This is a genomic window from Actinomycetes bacterium, from assembly GCA_036510875.1.
In the GTDB taxonomy this organism is placed as follows: domain Bacteria; phylum Actinomycetota; class Actinomycetes; order Prado026; family Prado026; genus DATCDE01.
On record DATCDE010000007.1, the window covers coordinates 21,232 to 39,819 of the forward strand.

Consider the following 18,588-nt stretch of genomic DNA (forward strand, 5'->3'; position numbering starts at 1 on the left):
CGCGACACAGAAACCACATTCCTTACGTGATCGACGGTGCGGGGCGACTCCCCGCACTCCGATTGTCCCAGCCGGTCGTAACGCTGCGTGACCGACCGCGTGATCCCGATCGGCCGGTGAGGTCGCTCACATCCAGGGTGTCACGACGCTCGGTAGCCGGTCAGCTCCTGGGCCAGCTGCTCGAGGAACAGCCCGATGTCGGTGACGACGCCGGTGGCCTGTGCGCTGCCGCGGTCGGACAGTTTGGTGACCGTCGCCGGGTTGATGTCGACGCAGACCAGCGGGACGGACGCCGGCAGGATGTTGCCCGTGGCGATCGCGTGCAGCATGGTCGCCACCATGATCGCGTAGCCGACGCCGGGCAGCTGGGCGCGCATCGCGCGCTGGCCCTCGATCACGTCGGTGTGGACGTCCGGCAGCGGGCCGTCGTCCCGTACCGACCCGACCAGCACGAACGGCCTGCCGGCCGTCACCAGGTCGTGCATGACGCCGCAGGTGAGCACGCCCTGCTCGACGGCCGCCGCGATCGAGCCGGACTTGCGGATCCGGTTGATCGCCCGGATGTGGTGCTCGTGCCCGTGCTTGACACCGGAGCCCTTGGACAGGTCCACCCCGAGCGAGGTGCCGTACAGCGACGACTCGATGTCGTGGGTGGCCAGCGCGTTGCCGGCGAACAGCACGTCCACGTAGCCGGCCGTGATCAGGGCGGACATGGCTGGCGCCGCGCCGGTGTGCACCACGGCCGGACCGCCGACCCACAGGATCCGCTGCCCGGCGGCCTTGACGTCACGCATCTGCTGGGCGATCTGGCGGACCTGCAGGACCTGCGGCTTCTCGCTGGACACCACCGAGTTCATGAACTCGAAGACGCTCTCGTCGGCCGTCGGCTTGGGGTTCATGACGACCTTCACCCCGTGCGAGCCGCACACGACGCGGTCGCCGCGCCGCACGTCGCTCACCGGCACCGTGCGCACCGACGCCTCGTCCACCGTCACGACCAGGCCGCAGTCCATCTCCGGCTGCGGCACGGTCAGCCAGCGACCGCCCAGCCGGATCTGGGTGACCAGGTTGGTCGTGGAGTAGAAGTCGTCGGGGAACACCCCGTCGGTCTCGGCCTCGCGCAGCAGCGCCTCGCCGACGTCGACCAGGTTGGCGCCGTAGCTCTGCAGCCGCGACAGCAGCTGCTGCAGCAGGTCGTCGGTCGCTGCGACCACCCGGATCCGCGCGTACGACGAGTCGTCCGGGTGCTTGCCGAGGTCGAACCGCTCGATCGTGTAGTCGGTGCCCAGCTCGAGGACGTCGTCCAGCAGCCGGGTGAGCGTCCCCGCGTCGATGATGTGGCCCTGGACCTCGATGACCTCGCTGACCGTCACGACCGTTCAGCCTGCCAGACCGGGCGCGGCTCAGACCACCGCACCGTCGTCCGGGTCGTCGGTGTCGCGGTCCTTGAGCCGGGAGACGAGGTAGCCGAAGCCGGCCAGGAACGCGACGGCGGCGACCAGCAGCACCCAGCCGTCGAGCTGCCAGCCCAGCAGCGTCGCCAGCACGAACGCGGCCGGACCGCCGAGCGCCCCGGCCCAGGCGAACCGAGTGGCCGGCGTGGTCTCCGGCAGCGGCGGGGGCGGCGGCGGGACGTACCGCTCCTCCTCGGCGCGGACCCCGGCCGGCTCGGCGGTCGGGACCTCCGGCCAGCCGTCGTCGCCGGACGACGGCGGCTCACGGTGCGCCGCCCCGGCGTCCCAGAGGTCCTCACTCACCGGCCAGGACGGCACCGGGTCGATGGCCGGGGCGTCGTAGTCGGCCACGATGCTGGCGAACAGCGCCTCGATGTCGGGCTCCCGGGGGGAGGAGAGCGGCGACGGGCGGTCCGCGCCGACGAGCGCACGGGCCCGCCCCTCGGCGCCGGCGTCCACGTGCAGCCGGTCCAGCGGCGTCCCGGGAGCGGTACGGGGGAGCGGCGTCACGTAGGCGGCGATGCCGGCGTCCCGCAGCGCCGCCAGTGCGGCGTCGGCGGCGTCCGCGTCGAGGTCGGTGATCGCGACGTACGACGCCGCGGTCAGCCCGTTGCCACGCACCGCGGCCTCCTCCCGGTCAGCCCGCCGGAGCGGGCGCGTGCTTGCGGATGAACTCGACGCTACCCGCGAAGATGTCGGGGGCGTCGTAGTCCAAGGTCGCCACGTGGTAGCTGCGCAGCAGCTCGCGGTCCTCGACGTCCGACGACCCGATGTGGCCGAGGATGTACGCGGTGTTGGACGGCTCCACCACGTGGTCCTGGCGGCTGTGGAACAGCAGCAGCGGCGCGCTGATGCGGCCCAGGTCGGCCTTGACCGTTCGCCAGGCGTCGGACATCGAGGCGAGTGCCTTCAGCGGGACCTTGTCGTAGCAGCCCTCGTCCTGACCGGGCCTGGCGATGTCGTTGCCGATGCCGTTGAGCGTCTTCACGACGTGCTTGAGCACCGGCAGCGCGACGAACGCCTTGTTCTCGCTGTGCACCGCCGGGTTGACCAGGACGAGGCCGGCCACGGCGTCGCCCCTGGTCTCGGCCAGCCGCAGCGCCAGGCTGCCGCCCATCGACAGGCCCGCGACGAACACGGTCGAGCACCGACCGGCGAGGTCGTCGAACGCGCGGCTGACCTCGGCGTACCAGTCGTCCCACCGGGTCAGGCTCATCTCCTGCCAGGTGGTGCCGTGGCCGGGCAGCCGCGGCAGCCGGACGGTGAACCCCTCGGCGGCCAGGTGCTCGGCCCACGGCCGCATCGACTTCGGCGAGCCGGTGAAGCCGTGCAGGACGAGGACGCCGACCTCGCCACCGTCGTGGCTGTACGGCTCGGCGCCGGGGATGAGTGGCACGGTGCCTCCAGGAACGCTAAAGCGGCTAGGGTCGTCCCGTACGTGTGACCTGCGTCGCATCGTCGCACGTCGACCGGTGAGGAGGTGACCGTGTTCTACTGGCTGCTCAAGCGGGTGATCCTCGGTCCCATCCTGCGGCTGTTCTTCCGGCCTTGGGTCGAGGGCCTGGAGAACGTGCCGGCAGAGGGTGGCGCGATCCTCGCCAGCAACCACCTGTCGTTCTCCGACTCGATCTTCCTGCCGCTCGTCGTGCCCCGCCGGATCACCTTCCTGGCGAAGGCCGACTACTTCACCGGCAAGGGTCCCAAGGGCCGGGCCAAGGCCGTCTTCTTCAAGGGCGTCGGCCAGGTGCCGGTGGACCGCTCCGGCGGCAAGGCCAGCGAGGCGGCCATGCGCACCGGGCTGGCGCTGCTGGCCAAGGGCGAGCTGCTCGGCATCTACCCCGAGGGCACCCGCTCGGCCGACGGCCGGCTGTACCGCGGCAAGACCGGCGTCGCGCGGATGGCGCTCGAGGTGCACGTCCCGGTGCTGCCCGTGGCCATGATCGACACCGAGAAGATCCAGCCGCCCGGCAAGGTGTTCCCCAAGATCATGCGGGTCGGCATCCGGATCGGTGCGCCGCTGGACTTCTCCCGCTACGAGGGCATGGAGTCCGACCGGTTCGTGCTGCGGTCGATCACCGACGAGATCATGTACGAGCTCATGACGCTGTCCGGCCAGGAGTACGTCGACATGTACGCGACGAAGGCCAAGGCCGAGATTGCCGCGGGCCGGGTCCCGGGCCATCACCCGGTCGAGCCTGCCCAAGAGCCGGTCCAGCCGGCCGCCTGATCACTCCTCGGGCGTCACCCCTCGGACGCCGCCCAGCCCTTCGCCCGCTCCACGGCCGCCCGCCACCGCCGGTGCGCCGCGTCGTCCCCGACCCCCGGCTCGAAGCGGCGGTCCTCCCGCCAGGTGGCGGCCAGCTCGTCCGTGGACGACCACACCCCGGTACCCAGCCCGGCGAGGAACGCGGCCCCCAGCCCGGTCGTCTCGAGCACCTCAGGACGGACGACGGGCACGCCGAGCTGGTCGGCCTGCAGCTGGCACAGCAGGTCGTTCGCCGCGGCGCCGCCGTCCACCGCCAGCACCGGCAGGTGCACTCGCGCCTCGTCGGTCATCAGGTCGACCACGTCACGGACCTCGAACGTGATGGCCTCCAGGGTGGCCCGCACGAGGTGCGCTCGGGTGGTTCCGCGGGTGATCCCGATGATCAGGCCGCGGGCCGTGGGGTCCCAGTCCGGCGCGCCCAGACCGGTCAGCGCCGGGACGAACACCACGCCACCGGAGTCGGGGACGGTGCGCGCGAGCGGCTCGGTCTCCGCCGCGCTGCCGACCAGCTGCAGGCCGTCCCGCAGCCACTGCACCGCGGCGCCGGTGACGAAGATCGACCCCTCGAGGGCGTACTCGAGCCGACCGTCCGGGTGGCCCCACGCGACCGTCGTGAGCAGCCCCCGCTGCGAGAGCACCCGCTCGCTGCCGGTGCTGACCAGGATGAACGAGCCGGTGCCGTAGGTGCACTTGCTAGCACCGGGTGCGTAGCAGGTCTGCCCGAACATCGCGGCCTGCTGATCACCGGCGATGCCGGCGATCGGCAGGTCCAGGCCCAGGAAGGCCGCGGGGTCGGTGCGGCCGACGACTCCGTACGACGGCACGACCTCGGGCAGTGCCGAGACCGGGACGCCGAACAGCTTGCACAGCTCCGCCGACCAGGCGCCGGTGGTCAGGTCGAACAGCAGGGTGCGCGAGGCGTTGGACGCGTCGGTGACGTGGTGCAGGCCGCGGGTCATCCGGGCCGCCAGGTAGGAGTCCAGCGTGCCGACCGCCGTCCGGCCGGACACGACCCCCGCCCAGGTGTGTGGCTCGTGGCGGGCCAGCCAGGTCAGCTTGGTGGCCGAGAAGTACGGGTCCAGCCGCAGGCCGGTGAGCTCGGCCACCCGCGGCTCGTGGCCGGCGGCGCGCAGCTCCTCGCAGATGCTCGCGGTGCGACGGTCCTGCCACACGATCGCGCGCCGGGCCGCGCCGAGGGTCTCGCGATCCCACAGCACCACGGTCTCGCGCTGGTTGGTGATGCCCACGGCGGTCGGGGGCGCCACCCCCGACGCGGCGCCGGCCGCGAGGGCCGAGCGCACCGCCTCGAGGGCCGCCGACCAGATCTCCTCGGGCGCGTGCTCCACCCAGCCGTCGGCCGGGAAGTGCTGGGCGAACTCCTGGTAGCCGCGCGCGGCGACCCGGCCGTCGTGGGTCACCAGCAGTGCGGTGACCCCGGTCGTCCCGGCGTCGACCGCCAGCACGGTCACGGCTGGGCCCGCAGCTGCTCCAGCACGAGCGGGTCGATCCGGCCGGGCACCAGCCGCTCCTCGAGGTTCTCCACGCCGGCCCAGGCGGCGAGCGCGGCGTCCAGCTCCGGCCGCCCGTAGCCGACCGCCACCAGCCGGGTGCGGACCTCGTCGGCCAGCGCGCCGTCCAGGGGCAGGCAGTCGGCCGGGTCCGGGCGATCGAAGTACAGCCGGTGCAGGTCGAGCAGCCGGGCCAGCTCCGTCACCGGGTCCGGGTGGTCGTCGACCCGCAGGTCGACCAGCACGTCGCTGCCCCCGCCATACCCGCCGCCGGGCGAGACGACCAGCAGGGCGGCGCTCTGCCGGCCGCGTCGGTCGCCGCCGGCCCGGTCCCCGGCGGTCAGCGCGGCGAGCAGCCGGTTGGCCAGCGGCTCTCCGCCGCCGGTCGCGAGGAACGCCTGCTCCATGTTGGCCACGACCTCCGGGCCGGTGAGGATGTTGCCCTGGATCGCGTAGCCGTCCCCCGTGGCCCCGCCAGCCCAGGGGAAGCACAAGGCCCCGGTGAACGTCGAACCGTCGCCCGACCCGCCGACGACGCCGGCCTGCCGCCGCTCGCGCAGCCGGTCCCCGACGGTCAGCGCGGCCAGGGTGTCCGCCGCGCTCGCGCCGTCGGCCAGCAGCTGCAGGCCGACCGGTCGGTAGGTCAGGTTCACGATCGACTGGGTGGCGATGGCGCCGACGCCGACGCTCGCCGCCGGCACGGCCGCCCCGACGGCGAGGAACTTCGAGGCGACGGCGACGCCGAACTGGGCACCGTCGCCGCTGCGCGCCACGATCGAGAACGTCATGCCCGGAGCCTAGAACCCCCTCCCGCATGAAGGGCACTTTCAGTGCGCACTGCCGCACAAAGCCACCCTTCATGCGGAGGGGGTGCGGTGGTTGGATGGGAGCGCCAACAAATCGGTGCGGTGCGAAGGAGCGAGCCATGCGGATCGGGGTACTCACCGGCGGCGGGGACTGTCCAGGGCTCAACGCGGTCATCCGCAGCGTGGTCCGCAAGGGCACCGAGGAGTACGGCCACGAGTTCGTGGGCTACCGGGACGGCTGGAAGGGCCCGCTCGAGGGGCTGACGATGTCGCTGGACATCGCGGCCGTGCGCGGGATCCTGCCCAGGGGCGGCACCATCCTCGGCTCGTCGCGGACCAACCCGATCAAGATCGAGGGGGGCGTCGACCGGATCGAGCAGAACCTGGCCGCCCAGGGCGTGGACGCGCTGATCGCCATCGGCGGCGAGGACACCCTCGGCGTGGCCACCCAGCTGGACGCCCTGGGCGTGCACGTCGTCGGTGTCCCCAAGACCATCGACAACGACCTCAACGCGACCGACTACACGTTCGGCTTCGACACCGCCGTGGGCATCGCCACCGAGGCCATCGACCGGCTGCACACCACGGCCGAGTCGCACCACCGGGCGCTCGTCGTCGAGGTGATGGGTCGCCACGCGGGGTGGATCGCGCTGCACTCCGGCGTCGCGGGCGGCGCGAACATCATCCTCATCCCGGAGGAGCCGTTCGACATCGACGAGGTCTGCGGCTGGGTCGAGCACCGGTTCCAGACCAACTACGCGCCGATCATCTGCGTGGCCGAGGGCGCGCTGCCCAGCGACGGCGACCTGATCGCCAAGGACGCCCCGCTCGACGCGTTCGGGCACGTGCGGCTGTCGGGGATCGGTGAGTGGCTGGCCACGGAGATCGAGAAGCGCACCGGCAAGGAGGCCCGCACCACGGTGCTCGGCCACGTGCAGCGCGGCGGCACGCCCACCGCGCGCGACCGCTGGCTCGCGACCCGCTTCGGGCTGGCGGCGATCGACGCCGCGCACGAGGGCGACTGGGGGAAGATGGTCGCCCTGCAGGCCACCGACATCGTCCGGGTACCGCTGGCCGCGGCCACGGCCGAGCTGAAGACCGTGCCGCGGGTGCTGTACGACGAGTTCAAGGTGTTCTTCGGCTGAGCCGCGGGACCAGCCGGGACAGGGGACCAGGCCCCGCGGGTCGTACCCTCGTGGGGTGCCCGACCTGACCTGGCCCGACCTGCCGGCCGACCAGCAGCCCGAGTGGCCCGACCCGGCCGAGCGGGACGAGGCCGTCGCGACACTGCGCGGCCTGCCGCCGCTCGTCTTCGCGGGGGAGTGCGACCAGCTGCGCGAGCGGCTGGCGCTCGCGGCGCGGGGGAAGGCGTTCGTGCTGCAGGGCGGCGACTGCGCCGAGACGTTCGACGGCGTCGGCGCGGACGCGATCCGGGCCAAGCTGCGCACCGTGCTGCAGATGGCGATCGTGCTGACCTACGGCGCCGCGCTCCCGGTGGTCAAGGTCGGCCGGATCGCTGGCCAGTACGGCAAGCCCCGTTCCAGCCGGCTGGAGGCCAGGGACGGGCTGGCCCTGCCGGTGTACCGCGGCGACATGGTCAACGGGCTCGGCTTCACCCCGGAGCTGCGCCGGCCCGACCCGGCCCGGATGGTGGCCGCCTACCACCACTCGGCCGCGACGCTGAACCTGGTGCGCGCGTTCACGCAGGGCGGCTATGCGGCCCTGCAGCAGGTGCACGCGTGGAACCAGGACTTCGTCAGGGACAGCCCGGCCGGGCAGCGCTACGAGCGGCTGGCCGGCGAGATCGACCGGGCCATGGCGTTCATGCACGCGTGCGGCGCCGACCCCGAGGAGTTCCAGCGGGTCGACCTGTACGCCGGGCACGAGGCGCTCGTACTCGACTACGAGAAGGCCCTCACCCGCATCGACTCGCGGACCGGCCTGCCCTACGACGTGGCCGGGCATTTCGTCTGGATCGGGGACCGCACCCGCTCGCTCGACGGCGCGCACGTCGACTTCGCGGCCCGCATCCGCAACCCGATCGGGCTGAAGATCGGGCCGTCCGCCTCCCCGGAGGAGGTGCTCGCGCTCGTCAGCCGGCTCGACCCGGACCGCGAGCCGGGCCGGCTCACGCTGATCGCCCGCATGGGCGCCGGGCGGGTGCGCGAGCTGCTGCCGCCGATCGTGGAGAAGGTCAACGCGTCCGGCGCCGAGGTCGTGTGGATCTGCGACCCGATGCACGGCAACACCCGCGAGACGGCGTCCGGGGTGAAGACGCGGCTGTTCGAGGACGTCGTGGAGGAGGTCCGCGGCTTCTTCGAGGTGCACCGATCGCTGGGCACCGTCCCCGGCGGCATCCACGTGGAGCTCACGGGCGACGACGTCACGGAGTGCCTCGGCGGTGCGCTGGGGACCGAGGAGCACCACCTCGAGCCGCGCTACGAGACCGCGTGCGACCCGCGACTGAACCGGGAGCAGTCGATCGAGCTGGCGTTCCTCGTCGCGGAGATGCTCGCGCACTGAGCGTCCGGTGGTCCGATTCCCGCTAGTCCAGCCCGCTCGCGGGCCGCACACTGGGACGCGTGACGACGAGCGAGTGGGAGGTCGAGGCCTGGCATCGGGCGGTGGACAGCCGTGACCCGCGCTTCGACGGTCGGGTGTTCCTGGGCGTCACGTCCACGGGCATCTACTGCCGGCCGTCTTGCCCGGCCCGGCGGCCGAAGCGGGAGAACCGCCGCTTCTACCGGACGCCGGGCGCCGCGGTGGCGGCCGGGTTCCGGGCCTGCCGGCTGTGCCGCCCGGACGCGCTGCCCGGGTCGCGGGAGTGGGACCACCGTGGCGACCTCGCCGGGCGGGCGCTGCGGTTGATCGCGGCCGGGGCCGTGGACGAGCAGGGGGTGGCCGGCCTGGCTCGCCGGCTCGCGGTGAGCGAGCGGCACCTGCACCGCACGCTGGTCACTGAGGTGGGCGCCGGACCGCTGTCGCTGGCCAGGACCCGGCGGGCGCAGACCGCCCGGCTGCTCATCGACCAGACCCTGCTGCCGATGGTCGACGTCGCGTTCGCGGCCGGCTTCGCCAGCCTGCGGCAGTTCAACGACGTGATGCGGGCCGAGTTCGGCTGCCCGCCGTCCCAGCTGCGCCGGCGCCCCGACCCGGAGGCCGCGGCCCGCGCGCCCGGCGGCGGACTGGTACTGCGCCTGGTGCACCGGGAGCCGCTCGCGGCCGGACCGCTGCTCGGCTTCCTGGCGGCGCGCGCTATCCCCGGTGTGGAGATGGGTGACGCCGGGGGACTGCGCCGGGTCGTGGCCACGCCAGGCGGCGGTGCCGTCGTGTCGGTGCAGCCGGTGCCGGGTGCGGGACACGTGCTGGCCGGGGTCCGGCTGCCCCGGCTGAGCGACCTGGCCGGGGTCGTGGCCGGCCTGCGCCAGCTGCTCGACCTGGACGCCGAGCCGGACGCCGTGGACGCCGTGCTGGGCGCCGAGCCGGCGCTCGGCAGCCTCGTGGCGGCCCGGCCCGGGCTGCGGGTGCCGGGCGCCGTGGACGGCTTCGAGCTCGCGGTGCGGGCCGTGCTGGGCCAGCAGGTCTCGGTGGCCGGCGCCCGGACGCTCGCGGGCCGGCTGGTCGCGGCGTTCGGTGAGCCGCTGCCTGAGCCCGAGGACGGGCTGACGGCCGCGTTCCCCGTGGCCGAGGCGCTGGCCGACGCCGACCTGGGCCGGGTGGGCCTCACCGGTGCGCGACAGCGGGCGCTGCGGGAGCTGAGCGCGGCCGTGGCCGCGGGGGAGCTGCAGCTGGACCCCGGTGCCGACCGGGCCGAGACCCGGGCCCGGCTGCTCGACATCCCCGGCATCGGGCCGTGGACCGTCGAGTACGTCGCGATGCGCGCGCTGGCTGACTCCGACGCGTGGCCGGCCACCGACCTCGTGCTGCGCCGCGAGGTGCAGCGGCACGGTCTCCAGCCCGACCGGCTGCGCCCCTGGCGCTCCTACGTCGCGCTCCACCTGTGGGCCGCCGTCGCCGACCCCGTCCCCGTCCCCCCGAGCCGCCAGGAGATCCGATGAACGCGCCGAGTCAGCCGCTGGACAGCACCACGCTCAGCACGCCGGTCGGCTCGTGGGGGATCGTGGTCCTGGACGGCGTGGTGGTGGCCTCGGGGTTCGCCTCCGCGGCGGACCTGTCGCAGCGGCTCGCGCCCGAGCTGCGGGCAGCCGGGCTGCGGGGGCGTCGCGACCTCGGGCCGGTCACCGCGGCCGCCCGGGCCTACCTGGACGGCGACCTGTCCGCCCTGGACGCCGTCCAGGTCAGCCAGCCCGGTGGGCCGTTCCTGCAGGAGATCTGGCGGGTCATGCGGCAGATCCCGGCCGGGCAGACCTGGACGTACGCCGAGCTGGCCGCCAAGGCCGGCCGCCCCACCGCGGTCCGGGCCGCCGGGAGCGGCTGCGCCCGCAACCTGGTGGCCCCGTTCGTCCCGTGCCACCGGGTCGTCCGCAGCGACGGCACGCTCGGCGGCTACTACTACGGACTGCCGGTCAAGCAGTGGCTGCTCGCCCACGAGCGCGCCGCCTGACCGGCCGGGGTCAGCGGCGGTCGGTGTCGCCGGCCGGACGGCGGCCGCGAGGGCCCGCAGGTCCCCATTCACCAGGGCCTGCGGGCCGTCGACGAGTGCATGCTCCGGGTCGGGGTGGACGTCGACGATGATCCCGTCCGCGCCGACCGCGATCGCGGCTCTGGACAGCGGGACGACGAGGTCGCGGCGCCCACCGGAGTGCGACGGGTCGACGACGACGGGCAGGTGCGACAGCCCGTGTGCGACCGGCACCGCCGAGATGTCCAGCGTGTTCCGGGTGGCGGTCTCGAAGGTGCGGATGCCGCGCTCGCACAGCACGATGTCCAGGTTGCCGCGCTGGGCGATGTACTCGGCCGCCATCAGCCACTCCTCGATGGTCGCCTGCATGCCGCGCTTGAGCATGACCGGCTTGCCCACCGAGCCGACGGCCTGCAGCAGGGTGAAGTTGGCCATGTTGCGGGTGCCCACCTGGAGCATGTCCGCGTACTCGGCCACCCGCTCGACGTCACCGGGGTCGACCACCTCGGTGACGATCGGCAGGCCGGTCGCCTCCCGAACGTCGGCCAGGATCCGCAGGCCTTCCTCGCCGAGGCCCTGGAACGCGTACGGCGAGCTGCGCGGCTTGAACGCGCCGCCGCGCAGCAGGGTGGCCCCGGCGGCCTTGGCCATCTCGGCGGCCTCGAGGGTCTGCTGCGGCGTCTCCACGGCGCAGGGTCCCGCGATCAGCGTGAACGTGTCCGGCCCGATCGGTACCCGCTGCCCGGCGGGGCCCACCCACACGGTCGTCATGTCCGGGTGGTGCTGGCGGGAGACCAGCTTGTAGGGCACCGAGATCCGCACGACGTCGCTCACCCCCGCCAGGCCACGCAGCTCGAGCGCCTGGAACTGCTCGATGTCGCCGACCAGCCCGATGATGGTGCGGGTGACCCCGCGGCTGACGAAGGCGGTGCCACCCGCACCCTCCACCCGTGCCACCACGGCGTCGACGTCCGCGTCGGTCGCCTCGGGCGACATCACCACGACCATGACCTTCTCCTGACATGCAAAGAGCCCCGGACGGGTCCGGGGCTCGAGTGGGGGGTTCGTGTGCGGCTACCGCAAGCCGCCCGCCGCCCACCGGGGAGCCCCGGTGGGAAAGCCATAGGCGAACCAGCGCGTCTGCACGTGGCCAGCATAGGCGGTGGGCCGACCGCTGTCGTCGCTGTCCACAATGTGGACGGCCGTCTCATCCGATGGGTGTGCCCGTCCGACCGCCGACGCGGCTCTGCGAGACTGCGAAGGTGCGCGCGGCCAGCTCGGAGACCAGGTTGCCACCGGGGCAGACTGTGGCGCGCGGCTGGCCGGCGCGGCACTACGGCCCAGTGCCGAAGTTTCGTCCTGACCGGTGGGACCTGCGCATCTTCGGGGCCACCGCGAGCGGGGAGAACCTGAGCTGCGGCTACCAGGACCTCGACCAGCTCCCCGTCGACGAGGTGGTCGCCGACCTGCACTGCGTCACGAAGTTCTCGGTGCTGCGCAACGTGTGGAGCGGCGTCCTCACGCGGTCCGTTCTGGCCACGGCGCCGCCGCACCCCGACGTGACCCACGTGCTGGTCTGGGCCGAGTACGGCTACAGCACGAACCTGCCGATCGAGGACCTCACCTTGCCGACGACGATCCTGGCCACGCACCACAACGGGCAGCCGCTGACCCCCGAGCACGGCTTCCCGCTGCGGCTGGTCGTGCCGCACCGCTACGCCTGGAAGGGCCCGAAGTGGGTGCGTGGCATCGAGTACCTGCTGGCCGACCGTCGCGGCTTCTGGGAGGAGCGCGGCTACCACAACCTGGCCGACCCGTGGACCGAGCAGCGGTACTCCTACCAGGAGGCTGAGACGACAACGCGGTAGCGCCCGGGATACCGGGCGCCACCGCGTCGTGGGTGGCTAGGCGTCAGTGGCCGTGGCCGGCCTGACCGGAGTCGTGGCCGCCGAAGCCGCCCAGGTTGCCGAGGCCCTGGCCAAGACCGAGGCCGAGGCCGCCGCCGTGGCGACCCTGGTCCTTCTTGCCGTGCTTGGTGTCCATGGGCCAGCTGTGCTCACCGTCGTGCTGCTTCTTGTGCCGGCCGTCGCCGATGCCAGCGGCCTTGAGGAGAGTCTGGACCTGCGCGACGGACTGCGCGTTCTTCACGTCAGTCTGCAGCTGCGTCAGCTTGTCCTTCTGGGCAGTCAGGGCCGCGGTCGCTGCGGCCTGCTGGGTGGCGTCCAGCTTCGAGGTCGGCAGCTTCGCGATCTTCTCGTCGAGCTCGGCCAGCTGGTGGGTGATCATGACGTTGATCCGCGCCTGGAGCTCGGTCAGGCTCGGCGCCCAGTAGTTCGCGAGGGCCGTCTGGACGTCGGCCACGGTGCTCGCGGCGTTGACCGCGGCCTGCAAGTCGGTGAGCTTCGTCTGCAGGATCGAGATCAGGTCCTGCTTGGCCTTGATCTCGTCCGCCGTCATCTGCGCCGTCGGCACGGTGGGGAGTGCGGCGAGCTTGGCCGTCAGTGCCGCCTGCCGGGCGGTGATCTTCGCGGTCACCTTGGCCTTGAGCTGGTCCACGGTCAGGGTGCTGTCGGACTGGACGGTCGTCACGGCCCCCGCCGTTGACGTGGGGGTGGTGGTGCCACCGGTGGCGAAGGCCGGGGAGGCCACGCCGAGGGACAGCAGCGCCACACCGCCGACGACGGTCTTGCGGAGCAGTGTCTTGTTCATGGGTCGAGGGATCCTCACGTTGGGAAACTACGGGCAGCAGGAGGTCTGCCCGGTCGGTCGCCGTCGAAACCCGGAACCACCCGAATGAGTGTTAACGCAGTCCAAAGGGCGACCTAAGATTCGCCGTGGCCCGATTGCCGCAACGGCAGCGAAGGCCTACAACGCCTCGAGGCGAGGCACCGTGGCGTCCCGGCCGCGCCGCGGGCCGAGCTCGACGCCGAGCATCGCCGTGACGACGAGCAGGCCACCCACGAGGATCGCCCAAGTGAGCGGCTCGCCGGCGAACACGACCGCGAAGACCCCCGCGAACACCGGCTCCATGGTCAAGATGACCGCCGCCCGGGTCGCCGGCAGGTGCGCCTGGGCCCAGGTCTGCACCATGAACCCGATGGCGGTCGCAGCCACCGCCATGAAGCCGACCGCCCACCAGGCGGACCGGTCCGGCGGCAGCGCGACATGGCCGTCCGCGGCGGTGAGCAGCAGGCACAGGCCGGCCACCGTGGCGGCCTGGACCAGCGTGAGCCCGTAGGCGTCGTCCGGACGGGACCACTCGCCCAGCCCGACGATGTGGAACGCGTAGAACGCCGCGCCCAGCAGGGTGAGCGCCTCGCCGAAGCCGACCGACACGCCACGCACGGTGAGCAGCCCGAGGCCGACCGTGGCCATGGCCACGCCCAGCCAGGCGCTGCGCTCGACCCGCTGCCGCAGCACCAGCCAGGCGACCAGCGGGGTGAAGACCACCATCATGCCGGTGACGAAGCCGGACACGGTCGCCGACGTCGTGCGCAGCCCCGCCGTCTGGGCCAGGAAGCCGGCGCCGAGGAAGCCGCCGAGCAGCACGCCGCGCCGGCGGGCGCCCGGTGACATCCGCAGCACCGCCCTCGGGCGGATGACGACCAGCAGCGCGGTGGCCACCGCGAACCGCCAGAACAGGAAGTCGGTCACCGCCATCCGGCCGATCACGTCCTTGACGACGATGAACGTGGAGCCCCACACCGCAGTGGCCGCCACCAGGGCGATGGAGGCGCCGTGCGCGGGGGAGACCCGGCGCTGCGACAGCACGCTCATCGGTCCCGCAGCCGCTGCAGCAGGGCCACGTCGTGGGCGTGGTCGTCGACGTCACCGGGGGTCTCAATGACCACTGGGACGCCGGACAACGCCGGGTCGGCCAGCAGCTCGGCGAAGGAAGCCTCCCCGATGCGCCCCTTGCCGATCCGCTCGTGCCGGTCACGGTGGGACCCGCAGGGGTCCCCGGAGTCGTTGGCGTGCACCAGTTGCAGCCGACCCGGGCCGACCACCCGGACGAGGGCGTCCAAGGTCCGCCGCATGCCGCCGGGCGCGGCCAGGTCGTGCCCGGCGGCGTAGGCGTGGCAGGTGTCCAGGCAGACGCCGACCTTGGGGTGCCGGTCGAGTGCGGCCAGGTACCGCTCGAGGTCCTCGACCGTCGCGCACAGCGAGCGTCCCTGCCCCGCGGTCGGCTCCAGCAGCAGGGCCGGGCCGTCGTCCGGCAGCCGTTCGAGCAGCGGCAGCAGCAGGGCGCGCACCTGGGCCAGCGCGGCCACCACGCCGTCCTGGCCGGTCGAGGTGACGGTCGACCCGGTGTGCACGACGACCCCCTCGGCGCCCACCTGGGCGGCCCGCAGCAGGCTGTGCGCCACCAGGTGGGTGGAGCGCTCGGCGGTCCCCGGGGTCGGGCTGGCCAGGTTCACCAGGTACGGCGAGTGCACGAAGATGCGCAGCCCGCGCTGCTCGCAGCCGGCCCGGAAGGCCGCGTCCTCGGCGGGGTCACCGGTGCTCGTCGACCAGCCGCGAGGGTTGCCCACGAAGACTTGGGCCGCCTGTGCGCCGACCCGGTCGGCATCGGCGAGGGCGCCCTTGACCAGCCCACCCGCGGTCCGTAGGTGGCTGCCCACCGGCGGCGGGACACGGCGGCGGGGCATGCCCGCCAGGATCTCAGACGATGGTGAGGGTGATGGCACTGCCCATCGGGGCCTGCGAACCCCCGGAGGGGTTCTGCAGCCGCACCGTGTCGAAGAACCCGCCGAGCACCTTGTTGATGTTCACGGTGAACCCGGCCTTGGTCAGCGCCTTGGTGGCGTCCTTGGTGCTCATGCCGACGACGCTCGGCACGGTCACCAGCGGCGGGCCCTTGGAGACGACGACGGTCACCGTGCTGCCCTGGGCGACCGAGGCCCCGGCGGCCGGCGTCTGGCTGACCACGGAGCCGGCAGGGACGGTCTGGCTGTACGCGTCGGTGCCTCGCTTGATGGTCAGCTTGGCGCTCTTCAGCGTGGTCGTCGCCTGGTCGAGGGCGAGGCCGGTGATCTTGGGCACGCTCACCGGCGGCAGCCCCTGGCTGACCGTGATCCGCACGGCGGTGTCCCGCTTGACCTGCGCGCCCACGCCCGGGTCCTGCGCCATGACCTGCCCGGCCGGGATGGTCTGGGAGTAGCCGTTCGACGAGGTGCCCACGACCAGGTTGACCGCGGCCAGCGCCGCGGCGGCCTGGTCGGGGGTCATGCCGGCCAGGCTCGGCACGGCGTACCGCTCGGGTCCGCTGGACAGGACCAGCGTGACGGTGCTGCCTTTGCGGACCTGCTCGGTCGGCGCCGGTCGGGTGTCGACGACCAGCCCGGCCTTGACCGTCTCGCTGAACACCGGGTCGCCGAGCTTGGTGGACAGCCCGTCCGCCTGCAGCTTGCTGGTGGCCGCGGCGCCGGTCAGCCCGAGCACCGACGGCATGGCCGTGTACCGGCCGCTGCCCAGCCACCAGGCGCCGTAGCCGACGACGGTGGTGACCAGCAGCAGGAGCAGCAGGCCCACGACGACCGGCCGGCGCCGCTTGGCCCCGAGCGCGGCCTTGGGGACCTGACCGGGCGGGCCGACCGGGGCCGGGACGGCGGCGACCACCGCGGGCGTGCCCGGGATCGGCACGATGAGGGTCTGGGTGAGGTCGATCGGGTGCCCGCTGCCCCCGAGCTGCGCGGGCGACAGCTGATGCCGGGTCAGCTCAACCCGCTCGAGCAGGGCCGCGGCGTCGGCCGGCCGGCTGGACGGGTCCCGGTGGGTGGCCACGAGGACCAGCTCATCGAGCGGGCCGGCCAGCGCCGGGACGACGGACGACGGGGGTGGGACGTCCTCGTGCACGTGCCGGTAGACCACGCCCATGACGTCCTCGGCCGTGAACGGCGGCACGCCGGTGAGCATCTCGAACAGCATGATCCCGGCCGAGTAGACGTCGCTGCGCTCGTCGGCCAGGCCGCTGGCCTGCTCCGGCGCCAGGTAGGCCACCGTGCCCATGAGCAGCCCGTGGGTGGTCTGCCCGGTCTGGGCCGTGGCAGCACGGGCCAGACCGAAGTCGGCCACCTTCACCCGGCCGTCGTCGGCGAGCAGCACGTTCTCCGGCTTGATGTCGCGGTGCACCAGGCCGGCCCGGTGGGCGACCGCCAGCGCGGACAGCACCGGCTCGAGCAGGTCGAGGGCCTCCCGGGGGCTGAGCCGGGTGCGCTCGCGCAGGAGGTCCCGCAGGGTGCGGCCCTGGACGTACTCCATGGCCAGGAACACGGTGCCGTCGTCCGCGCCCTGGTCGTAGACGGCCACGATGTTGGGGTGGGACAACCGGGCGGCGGAGCGTGCCTCGTGGATGAACTTGGACACGAAGGTGGCGTCCTCGGCCAGCCACGGGTGCATGACCTTCAGCGCGACCGGGCGGTCCAGCCGGGTGTCCAGCGCTTCGTACACCACCGCCATGCCGCCGCGGGCGATCCGGCGCACAACCCGGTAGCGGCCGTCCAGCAGCCGCCCCACCAGCGCGTCGGTGACCGTGGTGTCCACCCCAGGAGTGTACGGTCCGGCGTCCGATTCGCCCGGAAGACCGGGCTGGACCGTCTCGGCCGGACCGTAGGGTTCGGGTATGGCCAACGATGGGGTGCGGTTCGGTTTCCTCGGGGCGGGCGAGATCGCCTCGACCCAGCTCGGCCCGGCGGTGCACGCGGCCGACGGGGCGGTGCTGCAGGCCGTCGCTGCGCGCGACCCCCAGCGGGCCGCGGCGCTGGAGCCCCGGGGCCGCAGCTACGACGACTACCGCGGGGTGCTCGAGGACCCGGACGTCGACGTCGTCTACATCGCGCTGCCGAACGACCAGCACTACCCGTGGGTCCGGGCCGCGCTGGCCGCCGGCAAGCACGTGCTGTGCGAGAAGCCGCTGGGACTCACCGCGGTGGAGACGGCCACCCTGGGCGACGCGGCGCGGGGGGCCGGGCTGCTGCTCGTCGAGGCGTTTTGGTACCGCTGGCACCCGCGGCAGCGCGCGCTGGAGGTCATGGTGGCCGAGGGCGCGGTGGGTGGGGTGGAGTCCGTCGAGGCCGAGTTCGTCTTCGACAAGGACCTGACCGGCAACTACCGGTTGGACCCGGCCCGCGGCGGCGGCGCGCTGTACGACGTGGGCTGCTACACGGCCTCCGCGGCGATCGCCCTGCTCGGCGAGGACGCGCCGCCGGACGCCGTCTCGGACGTGGTGGTGGACCGCGCGGGGACGCTGGTGGACCTCACCACCGAGGCGGTGCTGCAGTGGCCGCGGGGCTCGGCCCGGATGCGCTGCGGCATGGCCGGGCCGACGGCGCAGCGGCTGACCGTGACCGGCGAGCTGGGCCGCATCGAGGTGCCGGGCCAGGCGTTCACGTCCAGCACCGGGACGGCGACCGAGCTGGTCGTCACCAAAGGCGGCTCGGAGGATCGGCTGGCGTTCGCCCCCGCCGAGCCCTACCGGATCATGGTCGAGTCGGTCGCGTCGGCGGTGCGCGGCGAGGCGGTCTTCCTGGTGCCGCTCGAGCACTCGGTGTCGGTCGCGCAGGCGCTGGACGACATCCGCGCGGCCGGCTGAGCGCCGGCATGGCAGGCTGCTCCCGTGACTGACACGATCGAGCTGGTCGGGGAGTGGCTGCCGCTGCCCGACATCGCCGAGCTGCTCGGCATCGACATCCTGCGGGCCCGCCAGCTGGTCAGGCACCGCCAGGTACTGGCCGTGCGCAGCGAGGGCGTGCTACGGGTGCCGGCGGCCTTCGTCCAGGACGGGCGGGTCGTCAAGGGGCTGCCAGGGGTGCTCACCCTGCTCGCGGACGCCGGCTACTCCGACGAGGAGGCGCTGCGCTGGCTGTTCACGGCTGAGGACACGCTGCCGGGCACCCCGGTGCAGGCGCTGGTGGAGAACCGCGGGACCGAGGTCAAGCGCCGCGCCCAGGCGCTGGGCTTCTAGCCGGCCGTC

Annotated in this window: 17 protein-coding genes and 1 pseudogene; 8 read left to right on the forward strand and 10 right to left on the reverse strand. The window is 73.3% G+C overall.

The genetic code is table 11. The features are described from left to right. Positions 1-140: 140 nt before the first annotated feature. From VIM19_00385 to VIM19_00395, 3 genes are read right to left on the reverse strand one after another with little or no spacing between them, the layout of a single operon-like run. The gene (locus tag VIM19_00385) at positions 141-1,373 is read right to left on the reverse strand and encodes a TIGR00300 family protein (GenBank protein ID HEY5183376.1); all 1,233 of its coding nucleotides are present in this window, start codon (positions 1,371-1,373) and stop codon (positions 141-143) included. A gap of 30 nt (positions 1,374-1,403) precedes the next feature. Next, a complete protein-coding gene (locus tag VIM19_00390) occupies positions 1,404-2,075 on the reverse strand; it encodes a hypothetical protein (GenBank protein ID HEY5183377.1) in 672 nt (223 codons plus the stop codon). Positions 2,076-2,091: 16 nt separating this feature from the next. Beyond that, entirely contained in the window at positions 2,092-2,850 is a 759-nt protein-coding gene (locus tag VIM19_00395; protein HEY5183378.1) for an alpha/beta fold hydrolase, read from the reverse strand. Positions 2,851-2,940: 90 nt separating this feature from the next. Between VIM19_00395 and VIM19_00400 the strand changes: the two genes are divergently transcribed. After that, positions 2,941-3,681 carry a lysophospholipid acyltransferase family protein gene (locus tag VIM19_00400; protein HEY5183379.1) on the forward strand — a complete coding sequence of 247 codons (741 nt, stop codon included), beginning with the start codon at positions 2,941-2,943 and terminating at the stop codon, positions 3,679-3,681. A gap of 14 nt (positions 3,682-3,695) precedes the next feature. Here VIM19_00400 and glpK read toward each other — a convergent pair whose 3' ends face one another. Both glpK and VIM19_00410 read right to left on the reverse strand, forming a co-directional pair. Continuing rightward, positions 3,696-5,189: a glycerol kinase GlpK gene (gene glpK, locus VIM19_00405; protein ID HEY5183380.1), complete on the reverse strand. Its 1,494-nt coding sequence runs from the start codon at positions 5,187-5,189 to the stop codon at positions 3,696-3,698. Next, the gene (locus tag VIM19_00410) at positions 5,186-6,016 is read right to left on the reverse strand and encodes a DUF1028 domain-containing protein (GenBank protein HEY5183381.1); all 831 of its coding nucleotides are present in this window, start codon (positions 6,014-6,016) and stop codon (positions 5,186-5,188) included. The genes glpK and VIM19_00410 overlap by 4 nt, the downstream gene beginning before the upstream one ends. Positions 6,017-6,153: 137 nt before the next feature. On the opposite strand from VIM19_00410, the gene VIM19_00415 reads away from it, so the two are divergent. Genes VIM19_00415 through VIM19_00430 form a run of 4 tightly spaced genes read left to right on the forward strand, consistent with a single transcriptional unit; the run spans position 6,154 to position 10,598 of the window. Next, positions 6,154-7,179: a 6-phosphofructokinase gene (locus VIM19_00415; GenBank protein ID HEY5183382.1), complete on the forward strand. Its 1,026-nt coding sequence runs from the start codon at positions 6,154-6,156 to the stop codon at positions 7,177-7,179. Between the two features lie 55 nt (positions 7,180-7,234). Further along, on the forward strand, positions 7,235-8,557 hold the full coding sequence (locus tag VIM19_00420; protein HEY5183383.1) for a 3-deoxy-7-phosphoheptulonate synthase class II: 1,323 nt from the start codon (positions 7,235-7,237) through the stop codon (positions 8,555-8,557). A 59-nt stretch (positions 8,558-8,616) separates the two neighbouring features. Continuing rightward, positions 8,617-10,092 carry an AlkA N-terminal domain-containing protein gene (locus VIM19_00425; GenBank protein ID HEY5183384.1) on the forward strand — a complete coding sequence of 492 codons (1,476 nt, stop codon included), beginning with the start codon at positions 8,617-8,619 and terminating at the stop codon, positions 10,090-10,092. Beyond that, complete coding sequence (locus tag VIM19_00430; GenBank protein ID HEY5183385.1) at positions 10,089-10,598, forward strand: methylated-DNA--[protein]-cysteine S-methyltransferase; 510 nt, start codon at positions 10,089-10,091, stop codon at positions 10,596-10,598. The genes VIM19_00425 and VIM19_00430 overlap by 4 nt, the downstream gene beginning before the upstream one ends. 33 nt (positions 10,599-10,631) lie before the next feature. Here the strand turns inward: VIM19_00430 and aroF are convergent. Beyond that, positions 10,632-11,624, reverse strand: a pseudogene (gene aroF, locus VIM19_00435) (3-deoxy-7-phosphoheptulonate synthase). A gap of 206 nt (positions 11,625-11,830) precedes the next feature. Here aroF and VIM19_00440 point away from each other — a divergent pair. After that, on the forward strand, positions 11,831-12,484 hold the full coding sequence (locus VIM19_00440) for a sulfite oxidase-like oxidoreductase (protein HEY5183386.1): 654 nt from the start codon (positions 11,831-11,833) through the stop codon (positions 12,482-12,484). A 43-nt stretch (positions 12,485-12,527) separates the two neighbouring features. Here the strand turns inward: VIM19_00440 and VIM19_00445 are convergent, their stop codons facing one another. The 4 genes from VIM19_00445 to pknB form a co-directional block, all read right to left on the reverse strand. Further along, positions 12,528-13,325: a hypothetical protein gene (locus tag VIM19_00445; GenBank protein HEY5183387.1), complete on the reverse strand. Its 798-nt coding sequence runs from the start codon at positions 13,323-13,325 to the stop codon at positions 12,528-12,530. A gap of 156 nt (positions 13,326-13,481) precedes the next feature. After that, a complete protein-coding gene (locus VIM19_00450) occupies positions 13,482-14,393 on the reverse strand; it encodes a DMT family transporter (GenBank protein HEY5183388.1) in 912 nt (303 codons plus the stop codon). Further along, on the reverse strand, positions 14,390-15,265 hold the full coding sequence (locus tag VIM19_00455) for a deoxyribonuclease IV (GenBank protein ID HEY5183389.1): 876 nt from the start codon (positions 15,263-15,265) through the stop codon (positions 14,390-14,392). The genes VIM19_00450 and VIM19_00455 overlap by 4 nt, the downstream gene beginning before the upstream one ends. Before the next feature lie 13 nt (positions 15,266-15,278). After that, the gene (gene pknB / locus VIM19_00460; protein ID HEY5183390.1) at positions 15,279-17,159 is read right to left on the reverse strand and encodes a Stk1 family PASTA domain-containing Ser/Thr kinase; all 1,881 of its coding nucleotides are present in this window, start codon (positions 17,157-17,159) and stop codon (positions 15,279-15,281) included. Positions 17,160-17,238: 79 nt separating this feature from the next. Between pknB and VIM19_00465 the strand changes: the two genes are divergently transcribed. After that, the gene (locus tag VIM19_00465; protein HEY5183391.1) at positions 17,239-18,207 is read left to right on the forward strand and encodes a Gfo/Idh/MocA family oxidoreductase; all 969 of its coding nucleotides are present in this window, start codon (positions 17,239-17,241) and stop codon (positions 18,205-18,207) included. 24 nt (positions 18,208-18,231) lie between these two features. Continuing rightward, a complete protein-coding gene (locus VIM19_00470; GenBank protein ID HEY5183392.1) occupies positions 18,232-18,579 on the forward strand; it encodes an Rv2175c family DNA-binding protein in 348 nt (115 codons plus the stop codon). Positions 18,580-18,588: the final 9 nt, after the last annotated feature.